The sequence below is a fragment of the Paenibacillus sp. FSL R5-0527 genome, assembly GCF_038008055.1.
Lineage (GTDB): Bacteria > Bacillota > Bacilli > Paenibacillales > Paenibacillaceae > Fontibacillus > Fontibacillus macerans.
Window position 1 is genome coordinate 6,532,250 of the sequence record NZ_JBBOYI010000001.1, and the last position, 20,184, is coordinate 6,552,433.

General features: G+C 51.0%; 22 protein-coding genes. 12 read left to right on the plus strand and 10 right to left on the minus strand.

Features of this window, described 5'->3' with window-relative positions; all coding sequences use genetic code 11:
• Nucleotides 1-34: 34 nt before the first annotated feature.
• Together NYE69_RS29345 and NYE69_RS29350 are read right to left on the minus strand one after the other, a co-directional pair.
• Nucleotides 35-1,573 (minus strand): helicase DnaB, encoded by a 1,539-nt coding sequence (locus NYE69_RS29345; RefSeq protein WP_328271671.1) that lies wholly within the window; start codon nucleotides 1,571-1,573, stop codon nucleotides 35-37.
• Between the two features lie 222 nt (nucleotides 1,574-1,795).
• Nucleotides 1,796-1,969 (minus strand): anti-repressor SinI family protein, encoded by a 174-nt coding sequence (locus NYE69_RS29350; RefSeq protein ID WP_082207686.1) that lies wholly within the window; start codon nucleotides 1,967-1,969, stop codon nucleotides 1,796-1,798.
• A 554-nt stretch (nucleotides 1,970-2,523) separates the two neighbouring features.
• Between NYE69_RS29350 and NYE69_RS29355 the strand changes: the two genes are divergently transcribed.
• The 5 genes from NYE69_RS29355 to NYE69_RS29375 all read left to right on the plus strand — a co-directional run bounded on the left by NYE69_RS29355 (nucleotide 2,524) and on the right by NYE69_RS29375 (nucleotide 7,384).
• Nucleotides 2,524-3,951 (plus strand): hypothetical protein, encoded by a 1,428-nt coding sequence (locus tag NYE69_RS29355; RefSeq protein ID WP_230877003.1) that lies wholly within the window; start codon nucleotides 2,524-2,526, stop codon nucleotides 3,949-3,951.
• Between the two features lie 3 nt (nucleotides 3,952-3,954).
• Nucleotides 3,955-4,539, plus strand: coding sequence for a signal peptidase I SipW (gene sipW / locus NYE69_RS29360; protein ID WP_328271672.1), 585 nt, complete (start codon nucleotides 3,955-3,957; stop codon nucleotides 4,537-4,539).
• A gap of 97 nt (nucleotides 4,540-4,636) precedes the next feature.
• On the plus strand, nucleotides 4,637-5,230 hold the full coding sequence (locus tag NYE69_RS29365) for a TasA family protein (RefSeq protein WP_155619593.1): 594 nt from the start codon (nucleotides 4,637-4,639) through the stop codon (nucleotides 5,228-5,230).
• A gap of 151 nt (nucleotides 5,231-5,381) precedes the next feature.
• Nucleotides 5,382-5,717 (plus strand): helix-turn-helix domain-containing protein, encoded by a 336-nt coding sequence (locus tag NYE69_RS29370; RefSeq protein ID WP_036620116.1) that lies wholly within the window; start codon nucleotides 5,382-5,384, stop codon nucleotides 5,715-5,717.
• 389 nt (nucleotides 5,718-6,106) lie between these two features.
• Nucleotides 6,107-7,384, plus strand: a complete 1,278-nt coding sequence (locus NYE69_RS29375; RefSeq protein ID WP_326045729.1) for an IS110 family transposase — start codon at nucleotides 6,107-6,109, stop codon at nucleotides 7,382-7,384.
• Between the two features lie 780 nt (nucleotides 7,385-8,164).
• Here the strand turns inward: NYE69_RS29375 and NYE69_RS29380 are convergent.
• Nucleotides 8,165-8,458: a YuiB family protein gene (locus NYE69_RS29380; RefSeq protein WP_036620114.1), complete on the minus strand. Its 294-nt coding sequence runs from the start codon at nucleotides 8,456-8,458 to the stop codon at nucleotides 8,165-8,167.
• A 410-nt stretch (nucleotides 8,459-8,868) separates the two neighbouring features.
• Here NYE69_RS29380 and hemQ point away from each other — a divergent pair, with 410 nt between their 5' ends.
• A complete protein-coding gene (gene hemQ, locus NYE69_RS29385) occupies nucleotides 8,869-9,615 on the plus strand; it encodes a hydrogen peroxide-dependent heme synthase (RefSeq protein ID WP_036620113.1) in 747 nt (248 codons plus the stop codon).
• A 396-nt stretch (nucleotides 9,616-10,011) separates the two neighbouring features.
• On the opposite strand, the gene NYE69_RS29390 is transcribed toward hemQ, so the two are convergent.
• Both NYE69_RS29390 and NYE69_RS29395 read right to left on the minus strand, forming a co-directional pair.
• Nucleotides 10,012-10,260 carry a hypothetical protein gene (locus tag NYE69_RS29390; protein ID WP_328271333.1) on the minus strand — a complete coding sequence of 83 codons (249 nt, stop codon included), beginning with the start codon at nucleotides 10,258-10,260 and terminating at the stop codon, nucleotides 10,012-10,014.
• Nucleotide 10,261: 1 nt separating this feature from the next.
• Nucleotides 10,262-11,455 (minus strand): NAD(P)/FAD-dependent oxidoreductase, encoded by a 1,194-nt coding sequence (locus NYE69_RS29395; protein ID WP_036620102.1) that lies wholly within the window; start codon nucleotides 11,453-11,455, stop codon nucleotides 10,262-10,264.
• 448 nt (nucleotides 11,456-11,903) lie between these two features.
• On the opposite strand from NYE69_RS29395, the gene NYE69_RS29400 reads away from it, so the two are divergent.
• Nucleotides 11,904-12,905 (plus strand): NAD(P)/FAD-dependent oxidoreductase, encoded by a 1,002-nt coding sequence (locus NYE69_RS29400; RefSeq protein ID WP_036620099.1) that lies wholly within the window; start codon nucleotides 11,904-11,906, stop codon nucleotides 12,903-12,905.
• 73 nt (nucleotides 12,906-12,978) lie between these two features.
• Nucleotides 12,979-13,227 (plus strand): hypothetical protein, encoded by a 249-nt coding sequence (locus tag NYE69_RS29405; protein ID WP_036620096.1) that lies wholly within the window; start codon nucleotides 12,979-12,981, stop codon nucleotides 13,225-13,227.
• A gap of 52 nt (nucleotides 13,228-13,279) precedes the next feature.
• On the opposite strand, the gene NYE69_RS29410 is transcribed toward NYE69_RS29405, so the two are convergent.
• Both NYE69_RS29410 and NYE69_RS29415 read right to left on the minus strand, forming a co-directional pair.
• Nucleotides 13,280-13,423 (minus strand): sporulation histidine kinase inhibitor Sda, encoded by a 144-nt coding sequence (locus NYE69_RS29410; protein WP_328271334.1) that lies wholly within the window; start codon nucleotides 13,421-13,423, stop codon nucleotides 13,280-13,282.
• Between the two features lie 234 nt (nucleotides 13,424-13,657).
• Nucleotides 13,658-14,320 (minus strand): YheC/YheD family protein, encoded by a 663-nt coding sequence (locus NYE69_RS29415; RefSeq protein ID WP_340929521.1) that lies wholly within the window; start codon nucleotides 14,318-14,320, stop codon nucleotides 13,658-13,660.
• A gap of 207 nt (nucleotides 14,321-14,527) precedes the next feature.
• Here NYE69_RS29415 and NYE69_RS29420 point away from each other — a divergent pair, with 207 nt between their 5' ends.
• From NYE69_RS29420 to NYE69_RS29435, 4 genes are all read left to right on the plus strand, one after another.
• Complete coding sequence (locus NYE69_RS29420) at nucleotides 14,528-14,758, plus strand: hypothetical protein (RefSeq protein WP_340929523.1); 231 nt, start codon at nucleotides 14,528-14,530, stop codon at nucleotides 14,756-14,758.
• A gap of 150 nt (nucleotides 14,759-14,908) precedes the next feature.
• Entirely contained in the window at nucleotides 14,909-16,099 is a 1,191-nt protein-coding gene (locus tag NYE69_RS29425) for an AI-2E family transporter (protein WP_340929525.1), read from the plus strand.
• Nucleotides 16,100-16,119: 20 nt separating this feature from the next.
• The gene (locus tag NYE69_RS29430; protein WP_340929527.1) at nucleotides 16,120-16,791 is read left to right on the plus strand and encodes an SOS response-associated peptidase; all 672 of its coding nucleotides are present in this window, start codon (nucleotides 16,120-16,122) and stop codon (nucleotides 16,789-16,791) included.
• Nucleotides 16,792-17,362: 571 nt separating this feature from the next.
• The gene (locus NYE69_RS29435; RefSeq protein ID WP_340930567.1) at nucleotides 17,363-17,893 is read left to right on the plus strand and encodes a VUT family protein; all 531 of its coding nucleotides are present in this window, start codon (nucleotides 17,363-17,365) and stop codon (nucleotides 17,891-17,893) included.
• Between the two features lie 143 nt (nucleotides 17,894-18,036).
• Here NYE69_RS29435 and NYE69_RS29440 read toward each other — a convergent pair whose 3' ends face one another.
• From NYE69_RS29440 to NYE69_RS29450, 3 genes are all read right to left on the minus strand, one after another.
• Entirely contained in the window at nucleotides 18,037-18,246 is a 210-nt protein-coding gene (locus NYE69_RS29440) for a hypothetical protein (RefSeq protein ID WP_328271338.1), read from the minus strand.
• A 405-nt stretch (nucleotides 18,247-18,651) separates the two neighbouring features.
• Nucleotides 18,652-19,221, minus strand: coding sequence for a YdeI/OmpD-associated family protein (locus tag NYE69_RS29445; RefSeq protein WP_328271339.1), 570 nt, complete (start codon nucleotides 19,219-19,221; stop codon nucleotides 18,652-18,654).
• Between the two features lie 111 nt (nucleotides 19,222-19,332).
• Nucleotides 19,333-19,797 (minus strand): VOC family protein, encoded by a 465-nt coding sequence (locus NYE69_RS29450; RefSeq protein WP_328271340.1) that lies wholly within the window; start codon nucleotides 19,795-19,797, stop codon nucleotides 19,333-19,335.
• Between the last annotated feature and the right edge of the window lie 387 nt (nucleotides 19,798-20,184).

The following is a 20,184-nucleotide window of genomic DNA, read 5'->3' on the forward strand; positions in this document are numbered from 1 at the left end:
TCACCTTCCCCGGCCCCCATGGCCCCGTTATGATTCATATCCCTTTTTGCTTTTTGGCTTGCATCTGCTCCGCCATCTTGATCAGCTCGGCAAATTCCTCTTCGGACAAAGCCTGGTCATCCCCGGACTGCTGTACGATCGGAATCTCCGGCTTCGGCTTCGCGCTCCGGCCGGCGTAGGATCTTCCCCGTTTGGCGCCCCCGGCCGCCGCCGCATTGCCGGCCGCTTTGTCCTTGACCTTGGCCTGGTCCCTGATATATTGAACCGCCTTCTCATAAGTGTCGACCTGCTTCAACAGCATATTCGCCGCGATCGCATCGATGAAATTGCGGTTGATCCGCTGCTCCCCGCCGGAGGTTAACAGCGACATCAAATAATGGATAAGTACGTTGATCACTTCGCCGGGCAGCTTATAGTTCAAATCGACTTTTTCAAAAATATCGAGCAGGTTGTCCGGCACCGTCCCCGGAAAAAACGTCTTCAATAGCCGGGTATACGGCTCGTTGCGCAGCATCATATTGTATTGATGAACATCGCATTTGCTCTGGAACTGCGGCGGAACATCCACGTAATACTCCATCTGCACCGCCACCTCTTCCGGATGGCTGATGGACTGGGCCGCCGAACCCGCCGCTTCTCCCCCGCGCAGCGAGACGATTTTGCCGTACGCAACCTCACGCGCCTCCTTGCGCCGTTTTCCCTGCCGGAACTGCAAATTGGCCCTGTACTGCAATTCGTCCAGCAGGATGGCTCCGGCCGGATCAAACACGCCGTCCTCGTCGAGCAGCCGGCAGATGTCCTGCACGCCTAAATCGTACTTGCGGGCGATGTAATTCACGATCCCCATGCCTTCCGGGTCAAAGCGCAGCGCCTCCACAAACGGGCGGTTGCGCGACTCCCGGGGAAACCGGAGAATAATGTCGGCGTAATTGATCGCCTCTTCCTCCGGCCCCAGCAGCACGCCCGGCTGCCGGGCGATCGACGTCTCGGCGATCGCCTGCTCCAGCTCGTAATCGATCGAGTGCGTATTCAGCTCAAAAATATCGTAAAACGGCACGGAAATATTTTCTTTGTTATAAGTTACGCCTGCCCAAGCCTCCGGTTCATTGCTGAACAGCTGTTCCCGCAGCGCCAGAACGGCAAATTTGCCGATTTTGTCGCGCAGCAGCAGCGTCAGATGCTGGGTCCTGAAAAACTCCGCAGGCGATAGCGGCGCCTGCAGCTCATATTCGTACATATAATCGTCGCTGTCCGGTACGTACAGGCGGCTGGTCTGCAGCAAGCCGACCGCCTCCAGCTTGGAAGCCTGCTCGATCAGGAACTTCCTCCCCTTTTCGCTCGGGTCCACCCCCAGCGTCAGGAACAGCCTCCGCTGCTGCTCGACCCTGGAATAACCGACCTGCTCCAGCGGAACCTGTTCCGCCAGCAGCCGGTACAACGCCACGGCAAACGCCCCGACCATCGGCTGGTAGATCATGGCCAGCATCTTTCCGTCCACCGGGCTGAGACTGAAGTCGCGGTATACGCAGTAACGGTGATTTTCGGTAAAATGCAGCATGTTGTTCATGCGCACGGCTTTATCGCCCCTTCCCTCTCACGCACAAATAGACTTTATCTATTTTAGCATAAAAGGCTTCGCCCTGAATCGCCCTTGGCATACAAAAATCGCCGTTTTTCCCCTCGCACCGCGCTGGCGCCGCGTTTTACGCCCCTTTTTGCCTCCGAACAAAAATCGCCGAAAAAAAGAACCGTCCCGCTCCGCTCGGGGGACGATTCTCCAGCTCTCTATTCGGAGCTATTTATGATATAAATGCCATTGTGCATAATTTGATCGTTCCCCCGACAAAAAGCGCCGAACCTCCTCGATGGATATCCCCGCATCCTTGGCCATGGCGAGCAGAACCACCCATTCAGGGTCGATTTCCCCGGGGCACCGGTCACGAACAATAACCTGGGCGGATTTTTTCAACAACAATCCCCTCCTAAGATCATTATTTAGGCTTGTCCCCGGACAGACCAGCCATTTTAGTGTCTCTACCTTAGATCTGAGACTTTGTGCCAATGGATTACGGGCTTTCAGCCAGAAAGCTTCCTTAGTTCTTATTATAATGTCCCCGATCTGAAAAGTATGTCGTTCCGCGTAGGCCAAGCACGTAAATTTGATGGAAAAAGCTATATTTTATTGTTTAATCGTTACATTTGTTGTCAATTTCAGTAAATTCACTGATGCAAGTATCAAAACAAAGTTTTGTTCTTAACAAAGAACGAAATTTATAAATAATAAACGTAAACGGGCATAATACCAAGATAATTCAAGATAGTTGTTCATTATTGAGAACAATCGAGCAAATTCGCGGGTTTCCTTTCTTTGGGAATTTCGTGTATATTTGAGTCACGGAATTCGTTCTTAATAAAGAACATATTAACGAACGAGCCGACCCCCTTGGAAAGGAGGAACCTTTTCTGCGAAGATCCCGAACCGGCGCGATCCGCAAACGGCGCAAAAACCGGAAGAAACAAAAGATGGTGAAATCGCTGCAATCCGGATTGATTTTTTCTACCTTGCTATTGTGGACCTCCCAGCAAGTCGGCACCACCTTCGGGGAATTCACCAGCGTACGCGAGGATCATTCGGAAATTAAGGCATGCCGGGTATTCCCCAGCCAAATTGAAAACCAACTGTCGCTGTTGGCTGAACACCTTGAACGGGCCGCTTCGTTAAAAGGAAGATTGCTAGGCTCTGCCGTGACCTCTCCTGCCTATAATCCATCCGCTACCGATTTGGTTTACGATGGCGGCGAAGGAACAAACGAATTCGAGGCCGGCAGCCGGTTGGAGGCGGCCGCGGCCGGCCTGTCGGCGCGAATCGGCGAACTGAACGCCATGATTCAGCAGTTGGAGCAGCAAAAGGCCTTGAATCACTCCATTTGGCAGGAGCTGCAGCGGGAACTTGCCGCCGCCTCCGCGCCGGTTCATGAACTGCTAACCTCGCTGAACGAGCTGGAGCCGAATTGCGCCGAACTGCCGCAAACGACGCTGCTGGACCGGATCACCGACCTTTTGGAGCGCAGTGGATTACATTCAGGCTCGTTAAGCGGGACGCTGCAAGAAATCCTAAGCTACTTGCGTTCCGTCCACCAATTAGGATCGCTGACGTCCGGCGGCTTTGCGGCCGATAGCTATGCAACCGCTGCCTTTTTCGATGGCCGGATCGCTATCGATGGGGATCCCGCCGGAGAAGAGTTGCTCGCTTATTTTGAAAGCGTACAAGCTTCCCTGCAGTCGGCCATAGCCGGTCTGACCGCCGACATCTCCAGTTTGGAGGCACAGAGAGCTCAGCTGTTGGCGGAGGCGGAAGCGCAGCGGCCGGCGGAAATCGAGCGGCAGAAGCAGCTGCAGGAAGAGCAGGCCAAACAAGAAGAGCAAGCCGGAGAGGAGGAACCGGCCGCCCCGGACGGGTCCGGGAACCCGAGCGATGGCGAAACGCCTCCGCCGGGAGACAAACAAGCGGTAAAAGATGAAACGCCGGCCGAGGGGGATATCCCAACGGTTAGCGAGACCGGCGATGGGGAGACTCCGCCGGCTGGAGAGGCCAGCAACGAGAAGACTCCGACGGCTGAAGAGAGCGGCAACGGGGATGTACGGATTCCTGCGGATAGCGAAGGCGGCGACGGGGACGAACCTCCCTCCTCCGCTGAACAATCCGCCGATCCTAACGATTCGCATGCGAACAAATCATCGCCGCCTCAACCGGAACAGTCTGCCGCCGGCCCAAGTCCTGCGCAGCCCGAAGAAGCTCAGGCTTCCGAAGATGGCGCGCCGGCCGAAGGCGGGCAACCCGGCGGCCAAAATTTGGATCAAGATGGGCCTGGCCAGGCGGATTCCGCAGATGCCGATGCCGGTGCCGACGCCTCTCCCTCTCCCGCAAATGATCAGAAAGGCGGTGGATGAGTCATGCGGATTCGAAAATGGTTGGCAAATGCGCTGACGGTTCTGATGGCGGCTGCCTTTTTTACCGTGGCCGGCTCAGCCGTCATGTCGAAAATGTCCGGCAACGAACCGAATTTCTACGGTTATCAGTTGAAAACGGTACTGTCCGGCTCAATGGAACCCTCCATACCCACCGGTTCCATCGTGGCCATTAAGCCCGGAGGCGACATGACCCGATTGGCCGCCGGCGATGTTATCACCTTCCGGGCGGACGAACAGAAACTGATCACCCACCGCATCGTCGAAGTCGCCCGCAATGAGCTAACCGGTCAGGTCCTTTACCGGACCAAAGGAGACAACAACGATGCCCCCGACCTGGAGCCGGTTGATCCGGCCAATGTCACCGGCGTTTACACCGGCTTTAACGTCCCTTATGCAGGATACGTTCTCAATTTCGCCGGGACGAAATTGGGGAATGTCACGCTGTTGATCGTCCCGGGGGCCCTTTTGTTCCTGTATGCCTTAGCCTCCTTATGGAAAGCCATTTCGGCGCTGGAAGACAAGAAGCCGGACCCGAACGCATCCCAACCGGACGCCAAGGCCCCATAACACAGTAAGTCGCTTGTTTCTAACTTTCGGTTGCTCTCCTTATGACTTCATAAGGATGCAATATAAAAAATCAATTAAAATAAGGGAGGAATTTTGTATGGGTATCAAAAAAACATTGGGTTTCGGAGTAGCCACTGCAGCGCTTGGATTGACTTTGATCGGCGGAGGAACGTTCGCTTATTTTAGCGATTCCGTGGAAACGACCGGTACGTTCGCCGCAGGCACCTTGGATCTCAACGCCGATCCGACGGCGATCATCGACGTGGGCAACCTCAAGCCGGGGGATACCGCCACCCGTACGTTCAAGCTGAAAAACGACGGCACGCTCGACATCGCCAAGGTATTGCTGAAAACGACCTATACGGTTGTGAATAAGCCGGGGGCTCCTGAAAACACGGATGACTTCGGCAAACATATCGTCGTTAGATTTTTGAAGAACATCGACAAAAAGGAAACCGTCATTTACCAAACCACGCTGTATGACCTGCAAAATCAAGCCCCTGACGCCGTGGAAAACAAATGGGTGGCCTGGTTCGAAGAGCATGGGGGCTTGAAAGCCGGCGATACCGACGACCTGATCGTCAACTTCGAATTCAAGGATAACGGCCAGGATCAAAACGAATTCCAAGGTGACGCTTTGAACCTGAAATGGACGTTCGAAGCGAAGCAGGGGGCAGGAGAAATCAAATAATTCAGCCGTCAAACCGAAGCAGAACACCTTGGCCCGCTTCTCGGGTTAAGGTGTTCTTTAATTAACGCAATTCCGACTATACGCCTTTGTCCTATCACGTATATTTTGATATAATGGCATCAAATTATTCTGATAGAAGGGCGACGGCTACATGGCAGAACGTATTGGCGAGCGCATTCAGAAAATCCGCCAGGATCGGGGATATTCCTTGTCCGAGCTTGCGGATAAAGCGGATGTAGCAAAATCCTACCTGAGCAATGTCGAACGAAATATTCAAACGAATCCTTCCATTTCCTTCATCGAGAAGATCGCCGATGCTTTAAACGTTTCGATCCACCTGCTCTTGTACGGCGACCGCCCTGCGGAGGACTTGCTTGACCCGGAATGGTGGGAGCTGGTGCAGGAAGCGATGACTTCGGGCGTCAGCAAAAAAGAGTTCAAGGACTTCCTCGAATACCAGAAATGGAAAATGGGACAAAAGAACTAACGGCCAGCGCAAAAAGCGCAAAAAAACCTCACTGCCGGCGAGGTCCTTTGCTTGCGCAATCCCATACGTTGGATTCGCGAGGGGAATGGGTATGGGGTTTCACCCCACATCCATCCCCCTTTTCGGTTTTTACCCCGAGAACCCTTCCCTCCTTTTATCATCCATCAGCCATCAGTAGAAGCATCGAGAATTTCGGCTCCACCTTCTAAACTTTGGACGGACGCTCTAACGGTTGCCACAAGCGTTATTTTGTTCCAAAAACGTTGATTTCAAATTGTAAACATTCCTGTGTAGGTTAAGATTTCGTCTTTGAAAAAAACAGGAGCGCCTCGTATGATAGGGGTGTCGACGGGTCAAAAGCCCTTAAAACCTATCAGGAGGCGCTTACTATGAAGTCTACTCGAATTCAAACCACAAATCAACGGATTGAACGAATTACCATGCAGCATGCGATCATCGGGATTGACATCGCCAAGGATGTTCATGCCGCCCAAGTGACCGATTTTCGGGGGCGTGTCCTGACACCACGCCATCTGTCGTTCGCAAACACGCGGGAAGGCTTTGAGAAGCTTCTGCGCTGGACGTGTGACGTACAGGACAAACACCATCTATCCTCACTCATCGTCGGCATGGAGCCCACAGGCCACTATTGGTTCAATCTCGCGAATTGGTTACGGGAGCAAGGGATCACGGTGGTACTGGTGAACCCGGTAACAGTGCATCGTAATAAGGAAAATCGCGACAATTGCCCGTCCAAGAACGATCCCAAGGATGCATTGAACATTGCCGACGTAGTTAGCCGAGGCTTCTACACGGACTATACGCCAGAGGCGGCTGTTTTCAAACGACTCAAGGCGGTTATGAGTGATCGAGAATTTTGGGTCAAGCAGCAGGTGAGCCTGGGAAATCGCATTATCCGCTGGATCGATCTGAAGTTTCCGGAATTCCGTTCGGTCTTCCCGGATTGGACAGTTTTGCGTTCTCTGGCGTCGCTCCGCGCCTTTCCGTTGCCGTCCGACTTGCAGGGTCTTCGTACGGATGACGTGATCGAAGCTTGGCGTGAGCAAGGGATGAAACGTGCGGGCGGAGTAAGTGGCAAAGCGAAGGCCGCCCGGCTTCTTCTGGTGGCTGCACATAGTATCGGCGATATACAGGCACTTGAAGAAGCGCGGCGTGACCTGCAGCGTTTGCTGGATGCGTATGAATATGCCGTCAAGTCGCTTGAGGAGATCGAGCAGGAAGTCAAGAAGTTACTAGGCTGTATTCCGCTAGCTGGGCAGTTGCGAAGTATTAAAGGCCTTGGAACCATAACGATCGCGGCCCTTCTGGCTTGTGCCGGAGATTTGCGTAACTATGCCCATGGGCGTCAACTGCTGCGCCGGGCCGGTCTGAATCTAGCGGAACGTACTTCGGGCAAGTTCAAAGGACAGATCAAGCTCTCCAAGCGCGGGGACAGCATGCTTCGCAAGTATCTCTACCTGGGCGTGCTGGGCTTGGTTGGCCAACATCCGGACTTTAAGCGATGGCATGAGTACAACCTGAAGAAAGGAATGAAGAAGATGGCTTCAATCACCAAGTTAATCGGCAAACTCGCTCGAATCCTCATTGGCATGGTTCAGAAGGGGGAACCGTATCGCTCCGAGATAGCGGTCCACCGAGTCGCCTAGCCTAAATCTATTGACGTAACCGAGCCTGGCTGATAATCCGTCGTCATACGAAGATTGACTCGTTCGCAGGATTCGAACAAAGAAAGCAACACAGAACCGAGTTTCGCAACCGTAAGGGCAAATGACCCATCTTTTAAACGCAATCGGTCTCCACGCCTTGGACAGGTACAACGAAGGAATGTAAGGGCGAAGACCCGTAGAGACATGGGAGGGTGAACCTCCAGGGGCCGAGTGGAGGGTGCAGGAAACCATTTTTTGGAGAAGTGCAAAGATGCACGACTTCTGTTCCTGCACACCCTTTTGCAAGAAACCACGGCTTTTTGTCCGGAGCTCCCCCATCTCTTCGCTTTTCAAGGTAGCGAAATCCTGCGAATAAGTGAGTATTCGTGAGAAAACTTCTTAAATACGAGGGACGGTTGCCATAGCGCTTATTCCACTGATATCCGGCTATTTTGGCTTAGATTCAGGCAAATAACGACGCTTACAACCGTTAGAATTTAGAAAAGGTCTTTTTTCGGAAAATAGCCGCTGCTGCAACCGTTAAATTTCCGGGTAGCTTTTTTTGGGAAATCTTTAGCAAAAGTTAATGCAACGCTAGTGAGGTAAATAAGGTCAGCTGTGTACAGCTGTGTCCGTTTATATTTTGCAAACCTCCGTTTTTCCGCAAATAACGGCTCTGGTGTCCCTTACCTGCGGATTCCTCTTCCCCTCTCTCCTGCGTATCGTCCGCCATACTTTTCAAGGAAGCCCGGCCCGCGTTTAGAGGTAGTTTTTCTTGCCTTAAAACATCTTATATCCGGCCTGCCGCAGCTTGCGGATCGTCCACCCGCTGAGGATGGCTCCGCCAAGCCCGGCCAGCGCCGTCAAGTAATCGACCAGCCGGAACGAGGCCAAATAAACGCCGAAGCTTTTATCATGGTTCCACAAGGTGTACACGACGATCGGCAAAATGACCAAAATGAAAATATATGCGGGAAACCACGTCGTTTTCATCAGCATGTTCAAGATAAAACCGATGCCGAACATCATGACGAAAAACAAAACCATCAGAATTAATACGATGAGCCAGCCCATCGTTCTCCCACCCTTCTAAGAGGTAGTTCAAAAAGTCATCTTTCGATCACGAAGCAATAACAGGGAGCCTATTCGACGTCGAATCTTGAATTCAGTCGGTCGCTCCGTTGCTCACGTAGGTCCTCCTACGCTCCGCTACTCACTCCCTCCTTCATCCAACCTTCTCGGTGCTCCAAACCTGACTGTTTGAACCTTTATTGAAACGGTAGTTCAAAATGCGAACTATAAAATAAATCACACGAATTCAAGCTAGTAGTTAGTTTACTAGAAAAAATGTAACGAAGCAATGAACTTTGGATGAAATATTGATGAACTGATTTGCCCCGTCCGCCAACCATGCGCTACAATAAGGGGAGTGTAATTTCCATACTTTTGATAGCGTTTAGAAATTGATCTGGGAGTGATTATAAATGAACGAAGCGGCATTAACCCTGGATGGTTGGTATGCCCTCCACGATTTCCGCACGATCGACTGGAAAGCCTGGAAAGCGGCGGACGACGAAGAACGCGCCGGCGCCCTGGAGGAACTGCATCACTTTCTGCAGGAATGGAACGACATGGAGCAAAATAAAACGGGCAGCACCGCGGTCTACTCGATCGTCGGCCAGAAAGCGGACATCGTGTTTATGCATCTCCGGGAAACGATGGAGGAGCTGAACGCGCTGGAAACGGCCTTTAATAAAACGACGTTCGCGGAATATACGACAAAGGCTTATTCCTACGTCAGCGTCGTCGAGCTCAGCAACTATTTGGGCTCCGGCGACGGCGACCCTAAAGCCAATCCGGAAGTGATGGCCCGCCTGCAGCCGATTCTGCCCAAAGCGAAGCATATTTGCTTCTATCCGATGAACAAAAAACGCGACCTCAGCGATAACTGGTACATGCTGTCGATGGAGGAGCGCCGTGCCATGATGCGCAGCCACGGCATGATCGGGCGAGGTTACGCCGGCAAAGTGAAGCAGATCATCACCGGCTCCGTCGGCTTCGATGATTGGGAATGGGGCGTTACGCTGTTCTCCGATGACCCGCTGCAGTTCAAAAAGCTGGTGTACGAGATGCGCTTCGACGAAGTGAGCGCACGCTTCGGCGAATTCGGCAGCTTTTTCGTCGGCAACCTGCTCAACGCCGAACTGCTTGACGAAATGCTGAAGATGTAACAAGTAATTTATAAAAAGGAATACTGGGGGATATGGGGCTTTCCGGGCGGTTTCACCGTTACGTCCCATATCCCTTTTCCTTTATCCTCGTCGTACCAGCCGCTAGCTCCCTCCATTGCCACTAAGAACTGCAAAAGTGCAGTCCCTTCTCACCAAAAATACGCAAAATAGCCGATCAAATGCAAAAATGCAGTTCATCTCCGCCTACACGACCATATTTTTACAATTTCGTGCTTTTCAACTGCACTTTTGCAGTCCGTTAGCCTCCGAAAGGGGGATTCGGCCAAATGAAATGCACCTTTGCATTTCGTCGTCCAAACATAAAAAAGAGGCCGCTCAAAAAGTCCCGGACGAAAAAAAAGGCGCGCCCTTTAACATCACGAGCACGCCCTCCTTCTATGCATCTTCATCCCCGGATTTCAGCGATTCGAGAAATTCCGCCGTCGCCCGGTCGCGGTCCCGGCTTTTCTCCTTCAGCCGCTCGATCGCCGGAAGGATCAGGATATCGACTTCCTTCTGGATCGTATACGACAAGTCGTAGCGCTGCTGCGACTCGAGGAAGGAGCCGACCTCCATCAGCGCATTGTACCGGTCCAGCTCCTCCCGGGTCAATAGTCCGCGCACCTGCACGCTGCAGTGGCGCATTTTAGAAAAATCTGCCTTTTCTCAGCACGAGCGGAATGCCGCCGATAATAAACAGGTAACGCATATCCACCAGTTTCTTCAACTGGGCCGCCACCCAGCCTTTATATTTCTTGCCGAACGCCGAAGCGATCGCTTCGCCTTTGCCGAGGGAAGCCACCGTTCCTTTGTGGCTGAATACGAATTTCTTCATCTCCTTGCCGCGGATCGAAGCTACGACGTTTTGCGCGCAAGTGACGCCCTGCTGCATGGCGATTTGCGCCGTCGGAGGATACGGCCGGCCCTCCGGATTAAAAAACAGCGAGTTGTCGCCGATAATATAAATGTTGTCATGTCCCGGCGCCCGCAAATACTCGTCGACTTTTACGCGCCCGCGGGCCGTTTCGAAGCCTGCCGCTTCAATCAGCCGGTTGCCGCGGATCCCGCCGGTCCAAACCACCGTGGCCGACTTGATCTCTTCGCCCGTGGCCAGAACCACGCCGTCTTGCGTGCATTCCTTGATCGCCACGCCGATTTTGAACTGGACGCCTTTTTTGCGGAGCACTTCCATCGCGTAATCGACCAGTTCGGGATCAAACCCGGGAAGCGCCGTCGGCGCCGCCTCCACATTGTATACATTGACCAGGTTCGGATCGACGTCGTATTCTTTGCACAGCCGCGGGATGCGGTCGGCCAGCTCGGCCACGAATTCGATGCCGCTGAACCCGGCGCCGCCCACCACGAAATTCAAGCGGTCGGTGCGGGTTTCATCCAATTTGTACAGCGCAAACTGGTATTCGATATGCTGCCGGATCAACCGTACGGAGTTGATGCTGCGGATCGTCATCGCGTATTCCGTCAGCCCCGGAATGCCAAACGATTCCGGTTCGCCGCCAAGCGCAATAATAAGGTAATCGTATGACAACGTGCCGTCCTGAAGCACGACTTTCTTATCGGCCAGGCGGATTTCCTGAACATTGGATTTCACCAAATCGATTTTGAATTCATCGATCAGCTTGGAAATCGCCACGCGGGTGCGATCGATCGAATCGGTTCCCGCCGCGGGCATATGCAGATGGGTCGTAAAATAATGATAATCGTGACGGTTGACCAGGGTAACGTCCGCTTCGTTATAGTTCAATTCCTTCTGCAGACGCTGCGCGGTTAGAATACCGCCGTAACCCGCCCCAAGAATCACGATCTTCGGTATGGTACTCATGAACTTGTTCTCCTTCCAAATGTAAGCACTCTATATTTGTTTATTAACCCAATGATGTTAATGTGAAAATTCACACATAAGAAAAGCTTCTATCCACGTATATTCAAATAAAAAAATAGCCTCTATCTAATTTTGGCCGTTTTATTTGTAAATTTTGCGACATTTGTCACAATAAGTTTAAACGTTGTCTGTATGAATATCAAAACAATGGAGCAGTATTTTTCATAAATGTACTTTTTTCGTCACATATAAATGTACATACATTTGAATAATATCGGCTTTTACATAAAAGATCAAGTCTTAATTTGCGCGCCATTGCGGGACTTTCCGCCTTTTTCTTGACGTTTTTCGGCCTGCCCGCCCTTTCCTTTGCAAGTCGAAGCGGGGCGTTTATAATAAAGTAGAAATGACATTTATAAAAGAGAAACCATCTGGAGGTGTTTGATCCGTGTCATCCCAAAGCAATAGCGGTGATTTTACCGACCTGCTGATCATCGGCGGGGGTCCTGCAGGCATGTTCGCCGCCTTTTACGGAGGAATGAGAAAGGCTTCCGTCAAACTTATCGAAAGTATGCCTCAACTGGGGGGGCAGGTTGCTGCCCTTTACCCTGAGAAATATATTTATGATATCGCCGGTTTCCCCAAGATCACCGGTCAGGAGCTGATCAACAACCTGAACGAACAGCTCAAGCTGTTTCAGCCGGATATCCGGCTGGAGGAGAAAGTGCTGCAAATCGAAAAGAAGGACGAACGCCATTTCGTGGTAACGACCGATAAAGACGTGCATCAGGCGCGCGCCATCATTATTACCGCTGGCGTCGGCGCCTTCGAACCGCGCCGGCTGGAGCTCGAAAACGCCGAAGCGTTCGAGAAAACGAACCTTCATTATTTCGTCAGCGACATGAACCGGTTCCGCGGCAAAAAAGTGCTGATCAGCGGGGGCGGCGACTCCGCCGTGGACTGGGCGCTCATGCTTGAACCGATCGCCGAGCAAGTGACGCTCATTCACCGCCGGGACAAATTCCGCGCTCATGAACACAGCGTGGAGCAGCTAATGAACTCCCGCGTGCATGTGATCACGCCGACGGAAATCGCCGCGCTGCACGGCGGAGAGCGTATCGAACGCGTCACTCTGGCCGACGTCAAAACCAAGGAAACCCAGGAGATCGCCGTCGATGACGTCATCGTCAATTTCGGCTTCGTTTCCTCGCTCGGACCGATCGCCGAATGGGGGCTCGACATCGAAAGCAACGCAATCGTCGTCGATTCGCGGATGGAAAGCTCGATTCCCGGTATTTTTGCCGCCGGAGACATTACGACATATCCCGGCAAACTCGATCTGATCGCCGTCGGCTTCGGCGAAGCGCCAACCGCGGTCAACAACGCCAAGGTGTATATCGACCCGGACGCCAAACTGTCTCCAGGCCACAGCAGCAACATGAAATTGTAATCCGTACATGAGATTGCAAACAAAAGGGTATCTTACCTATACGGAATATTCTGCCGTAAAGGAGAGATACCCTTTGCCATTTATATGCCCGCTATGCAACGGCTTGGCGCCATTAACCGCCACCTGTCCCGATTGCGGACACGTACTGGAGAACGCCGGACGGAAAGAAGACTACGTCGGGCCTTACAGCCCTTACGGTTCGGCGGATCAATACACCTCCGCGATTTCCGCGAGCATTCCGTCCGGCTGCGAACATGTCGTTCAATGTCCGCATTGTCATGAAGCTTATATTTATCATGTGAACGCTTGGCAAGCGCCTTAAAAGTTGTGGATAACTCGGGGTACATCCAAGCTGTGAATAAGTTGTCCCATTTTTAATGCACGATGGACGACACGGCCAGCTCCAATTCGCGTTTGTGGATTTCTGCTAACAGCAATGCGATAAACTCCCGATCCAACTGCAACTCCGTCGCTTTTTGGTAGGATTCCAGGAGCAGCTCATCCGTTAACAGCGCCATTAGTCACACATCCTTTCTATATTTTTCCTCATCATAACAGGAAAAGTTTAGTAGAACAAGTGTTCCTGTTATCCACAAAAGCTTGTGGAAATCCTGTGAATAACATGTTATTAATCGGCGAAAAGCGTTGAAAAATGTATTGGGATAATGTGGATAAAAGTTATTCACAGGATGGCCGCACCGTCTTTTCTACCAAAAATTTTTTTTGAGAATCATAGATTTTCGATTCATTTCTTACTGCGGTCGTGTATTCACCTCAAAAATCCATATCTTTCCGCTGTGGTCCAGGCCGTAATCAAACCCGAGCGACCCGATGCCCGGAAAAGTATTTTCCAAAATGCGCACACAGGTATTGGTCAGCGATCGCATTTCCCGGCGTTTGCGGATGGAGGCTTTCCGGCCCAACGACCGTACCAGCCCTGCATGCGCGCTCAGCATCGTTCCGCCTTTGCAGAGATTGGTGACAAACAGTCCCGGTCTGGCGAGGCGTCCCACCATGGCGCGATAAACCCAAGTTCCGTTGCTTTTGACGACTTTGACCCGGTAGTCGATCGGCCGTCCGGAGATCGTGGCCAGATGAATGCCTTGCTGAATGATATATTTCCGCCCGACTTTGGCGCGGTTTAGCGCCCGGAACATCGCCTCGAAACTGGAGAATGCTCTCCGCTTTGACATATAGGTAAAAGCGTAAATCCCACCTGCATAAGTGACCTTGATTACGCCGTATCCCCCGCCGCCGCGAATCGGTTTGATCACGACCATGCCAAACTGATGCAGCATTTGCTTCAGGGAGTCGGCGCTGTACAATCGGGTAAGCGGTATGTGGGGGGCCACGTCCGCGTTGCTAAGTAGCGCCTCGGTTTTCAGCCATTTATTGGCCAGCTGTCTTCCCGCCATTACACCATCCCCTTTCTCGCACTATACGATATACTACTCAAAGAAAGAGAGATGTTCTTGGATGTTTGTCCGAGGCTTCCCGCCTCTTTTCCCGTCCGCCCTTCAGAGGCGTGCGGGTAGCCGCTTGCGGAAGCATTTTTTGCAATTTTGGGGAATTAGCGTATATGATGAGGAAAACAATGGATTACACCCTATCAAGAGAGGAGAATGAAAGTTTTGAATGCGGGGCAATCGTTTGAGGCTAAATTTTTTCAAGTATTGTACTGGTTTGCGATGATCGCGATGTCGCTGATCCTGGCGGCGATTACCGTCGCCTTGTTCCTGACCGGGTTCAAAATGATCAAAAGCTCGCGCAAAGGACTGGGCATCGGCTGCATCGTCTTTTCGCTGGTCGCCGCCGGCATGATCGTAATGATGGTTAACCGTCAATTTTTCTAGCATGCAAGCTGGCCCCCCGGCCGCGGATCATGGATTCGGAACGTTACCGGCGCCATTTTTTTTGGAACCAAATCGTTCTGATACGTATTACTCTACATAAATAAAATTTTAATGTTAGTTTGAGTCAGGATTACAGGGGGTTAAAATTGCATGGGAGCCACTCAGCTTTGGAGCGAACGGTTCAAAAAGTTATTCATCAACAATCGTTTTGTGCTGTTTCTGCTGATTTTGCTGCTTATTGGCTTGAATATTTTCGTATTCACCAAAATCTCGTTTGTGTTCACACCGCTCACGGTGCTGCTCAAAACCGTCCTGCTGCCGATCCTGCTGACAGGGGCGATCTACTACCTGCTGAATCCGCTTGTGGATTGGCTGGAGGGCAAAAGAGTCCGGCGGGTTTACACCATTACCGCCTTATATCTTTTCATCGCGGGGATCATCACGGTGGTCATCATGAGCGTCGTTCCTCTGGTGAAGCAGCAGGTGACCGGCCTGATTGAAAATATTCCGCAATACAGCACCGAAATTCAGGGGCAATTTGAGGAGCTGATCGGGGGCGATTTCTTTTATCAGCTCCAGGAATCGACGGGATTCAACCCGAACGATCTCGGCAACACGTTATCCGAACGGGCTACCGCGCTGTTCAATAGCGCCTGGTCCGGCATCGGCGGCTTTATCGGAGCGGTCAAAAACGTCGTTCTGGCGATCGTTACCGTACCCTTTATTTTGTTCTACCTGCTGAAGGACGGCAAAAAACTGCCGCATTTTATTTTACGATTCGTACCCGTCCGTTTGCGCCAGCAAACCCACCATGTCATGACGGAAATGAACGGCCAGATCAGCTCCTACATCCGCGGGCAAATTATCGTCAGCTTCTGCATCGGGGCGCTGATGTACGTCGGCTTCCTGATTATCGGGCTCGACTATTCGCTTGTGCTGGCCATCATCGCCGCGTTTACGAGCATCGTGCCGTACCTGGGGCCGGCGATTGCGATTACGCCCGCATTGATCATCGCCCTCGTCACGTCGCCGATCATGCTGGTGAAGCTGATTGTCGTCTGGACGGTTGTGCAGTTGATCGAAGGCAAGTTTATTTCGCCGCAAATTATGGGCAAGTCGCTGAAAATCCATCCGATTACGATCATTTTCGTTATCCTGACCGCCGGCAATCTGTTCGGGGTGCTCGGCATCATTTTGGCCGTCCCGGGATACGCCGTGCTCAAGGTCATTTGCACGCATCTGTTCCAATGGTTCGAACGGCGTTCGGGGCTGTACGAGCCGGAGGCGGACGCCGCGGCCGCGGGTCATGCGGAAAGCGTAAACGGATCATCCAAAGAATAGTCCTGCGGGAGGGATTCGATATGTGCGGGCGCTTTACGATTACACTGCCGATCGATGAATTAATGCTGCATTACCTTATCCAGGAATCGGCAATCTTCAATTATATGCCGAGGTACAATGCCGCTCCCATGCAGTTTATCCCCGCGATCATCCAGGGCAAAACGGGCAACCGGCTGGGGGAACTGCGCTGGGGGCTGGTGCCTTCCTGGGCGAAGGACGATAAAATCGGCAGCAAAATGATCAATGCCCGGGCCGAGACGTTAACCGAAAAGCCTTCCTTCGCCCGCCTGCTGGCTTCCCGCCGCTGCATCATCCCGGCCGACGGTTTTTACGAATGGCAGCAGCGGGAGGGCATCAAGCAGCCGTACCGGATCGTCCTGCAGGACGGCGGCCCGTTCTCCCTGGCCGGGCTTTACGACATTTGGGCGGACGCGGACGGGAACAAACTCGCCACCTGCACGATCATCATTACGGAGCCCAATGCGCTGATGGCCGAAATTCATAACCGTATGCCGGTCATCCTCCAACGGGAAGACGAGGCCGAGTGGCTGGCCCGCGACCATGCGGACGTCCCTGCCCTGCTCCGCTTGCTCCGGCCCTACGATGCCGACCAAATGCGAGCCTATCCGGTCTCGCCGAAGGTCGGCAACGTCCGGAACGATTCGCCCGAGTTGCTGGAGGAAGTGAAATAGGCGGGTTGGTGAACGGGATTGGCAAAAAACAAAAGTGTCCAACGCCAAAACGCAGCGGAAGCCGCAGCAAGGCCGCCGCTCTAGTGGCTACACTTCTCAAAGGCCGTCGCTTCAGCGGTTCCACTTCTCATTGGCTCTACCTCTCATTGGCTCTACCTCTCATTGGAAATATCCAATAGATTGGAGGAAATCGCCCGCAAGCTTGAACTCCCATTGGAAAAATCCAATAGAATTCGCTCAACCCGCCTGTTTTGCTCACTGCCGAACCCAATCTATTGGAAATATCCAATCAGACGGATGGCTTACAAATCATTTTCTTAATCAATTGGATAATTCCAATCAGAACGTTGTGTCTGGCCGAAGAATTGTTGGGTTTAAATTTGAAGCAGTTGCGGTGTATAGACCAGGCGAATACTATTAAGTCAAAAGGCGCGGTGTTCTCAGGCTAGAGAACCCACGCCTTTACTTTAGTTATTCAGCCGCATGCCGAAACGGCGGAGACGGAGCATAAAGAAGATGGTATACTTGGCTATGCACGAAAAAAATACGAAAGGTTAGGTGAGGCCGCTTGATCCGGGTCATCTTGTATTTATTGGCCATTATCAGTGCAAACGTAATAACGGCGGCCTTTTCTCCTCTGGCTTGGGGGCCGTTTATCGTTCCGATGGGGACGTTTCTGATAGGTGCGACGTTTATTCTTCGGGACCTGGTGCAAAAACGGATCGGACGCCGCGCAACATACTTGGTAATTTTAGCAGCTCTAGTCTTGTCCGCAATCTCGTCGGCCCTGCTTGGCGACACGCTGCTTATTACCGTGGCCAGCGCGATTACTTTTGCGCTATCCGAAACGATTGATACCGAGATATTTACGCGTCTGAAAGCCAGCCTGGCAAAACGTGTGCTATACAGCGGTCTGGTTGGCGGCGCGGTCGATAGTGCGGTTTTTGTCATCGTCGGACTCTCTCCGCTGGGGGCCGGAATCCTTCCGTGGTCCGCGGTTCCGGCAGCCATTCTCGGCCAGTACCTCGTAAAATCGGCCATGCAGGCGATTGGAGCCGGTGTTGTCTCGCGTATATTGCGACATAAAGAAAGCGCCGTTTAATCGCGGCGCTTTTCTGCGTTTAACATTTCACATTACTAGTTAAGCTCCTTATCCCAATTGAAACTTCTCAATTTAACAGAGTCACACGGGTTGGACAGCTTGGTTACGCGATGATAACGCTGCTGTTACATGACGTTAGTGATTTACCCATGTTTTGTTTTAAGTACATATAAGTCACGGTCGTGCTCGCCCATCTTGTGAACAAGAAAATCGACGCTCTCCTTAACACCCTTAACCTCGCCTTCAACCAGGGATAGGCGTTGCTCCATTCCGTCTAGTTTTGCGTTTGTCACCTCTTGTCCTTCACGTAATGCGTGGAGTATAGCTACCATTTCTTTCAGTGTTTCTTCCATGCTACTACGTCCTTTCATTAGGAATTAACCATATAAGATTTCGCGGAGCATTTGGGCTCTGTTTCGGATGCGTCGTTCACGACATAAAAACCGCCCCCAATACGTAGTAATCGCAAGATTATGCGTATAGAGGGCACGATCTGTATCTACAAAAAATTGTTCCATAATGGCTTCCATTTAGATCAACGGATGGTGAATATCGATACCCCAATTATACCTAAGCGGACATACCGCAGCAAGCCCAAGCGCGCACGACTATATATAGTCGAAGACGCAAGAAAGCCCAGGCCCAACGGAATTACTCCGCAAGCCTGCATTTTGTTTTACCGTTCCTAAAACGAATTATATGTACTCTGCGCAGCCGTTTCCACCGCTAAAGCTTTCCCCTCAGCAGATCGCCAATTTTTAATAATCCAGTAAACGGCCATTATCATTCCATTGACCGTACATTTTATTTTCTCTCGTGTTTGTTATGAATTTGTCTAATCTACTCTTAAATAATTCCGGCTGATTTTTAACGCTCTGGATTGTGTCGATCCGCACTCTTATATAAAGATCCGGAAAAGCCATAAAGTTCTCATATACTTGCATTTCCTCTTTTAGCCTTTGCTCTATCCCCTTATCTATTCTAAAAGAATCCGGATTCATATCAGGAAGAACCTTTCTTCCCTCATCTCTCATTACCCCCAACTTTTCAAGGCGGCGGACACGTTCTTTATTTAATTCAGTCCATGAACTTTTTTTACTTCTAGGAGACAGTCTCTGAGCCAGCTCCGTTTCAGATATTTTCTTTTTGACCCCATCAATCCATCCAAAGCACAACGCTTCCTCTACGGCGTCCAAATATAACAACATATCAGGGGTGGGCTTCATACTAACCAACACCCAGCAGAACTTTTCAATCTTGCAATTTTCCTGCAGCCAAATCCTTAAATCCCCTCTCGATTTTACTTGAATTAAATTTTCAATTTCCATGATTAAAAGTCCCTTTTCCTTTCTAATTTAATGATCCATATATACCTGTTTAAGTTAATGGGTACATTAAAAAAATGGTCTTCAGTTGCAAGACCATTTTTTTAGAATGAGTTACTGTTTGTTTGAAATTACGTTATCAAGAAACCGATCCGCGTCGCTATTAAATTTCCAGGAAACTCCGAACTGATCAACCAGCATTCCAAAACACGAAGACCAAGGCGTATTGGATAACGGCATTACAACATGGCCGCCAACAGACAACTGTTTAAAGTATTCTTCCAATGATTGTTTATCATCATTGACCAGACTAATAAGTACATTATTTCCTTTCACCAGTTCCCCTGTTACCGCCATCATGGAAGGTAAAATATCCGATATCATGATTTTTCCGCCTGCAAATTCGACTGAAGACTCCATGATCATATTTAATTCATTTTCCGGCAATGGGTAGTTTGGATCTTGCGGGAAATCCTTAAATTTTACTTTTTTAACTTCTTTCGCATTTAAAGCCTTCGAATAAAAATCAATCGCTTGTTCTGCAACTCCAGAAAAGTTTAAATATACAATAGCCGACATAAAGCAAAACCTCCTTCTTGTTATGAATGTAGTATAATGAATAAGAGGTGACATATGTATGTCACCATTTATAAATAAAGTACAAAAAAAGAGGCTCAACCTAATACTCAGCGCTTGACAGTCAAGCCGGTAACCAATCATGGTAAGAAATATCGGCAGTTCAACATCCGCTGTCCGGACGCTTTGCACGATTATCCCGTTTGATCCGGAAGCATAGAGGAACATAAAATCAGAAAAAGAAAATATGTTTGGGGGAACATCTTCGAGATCGGTAGACAGGTTTGTGGAAGGAGGTTTAAGCGAAGTGAAGCAGACCTGACGGGAGGAATGGGGCAAGGCACATGGAAAATTGAAAGGACCGTGATAAGCTCCCACCCTCTCCCCCCT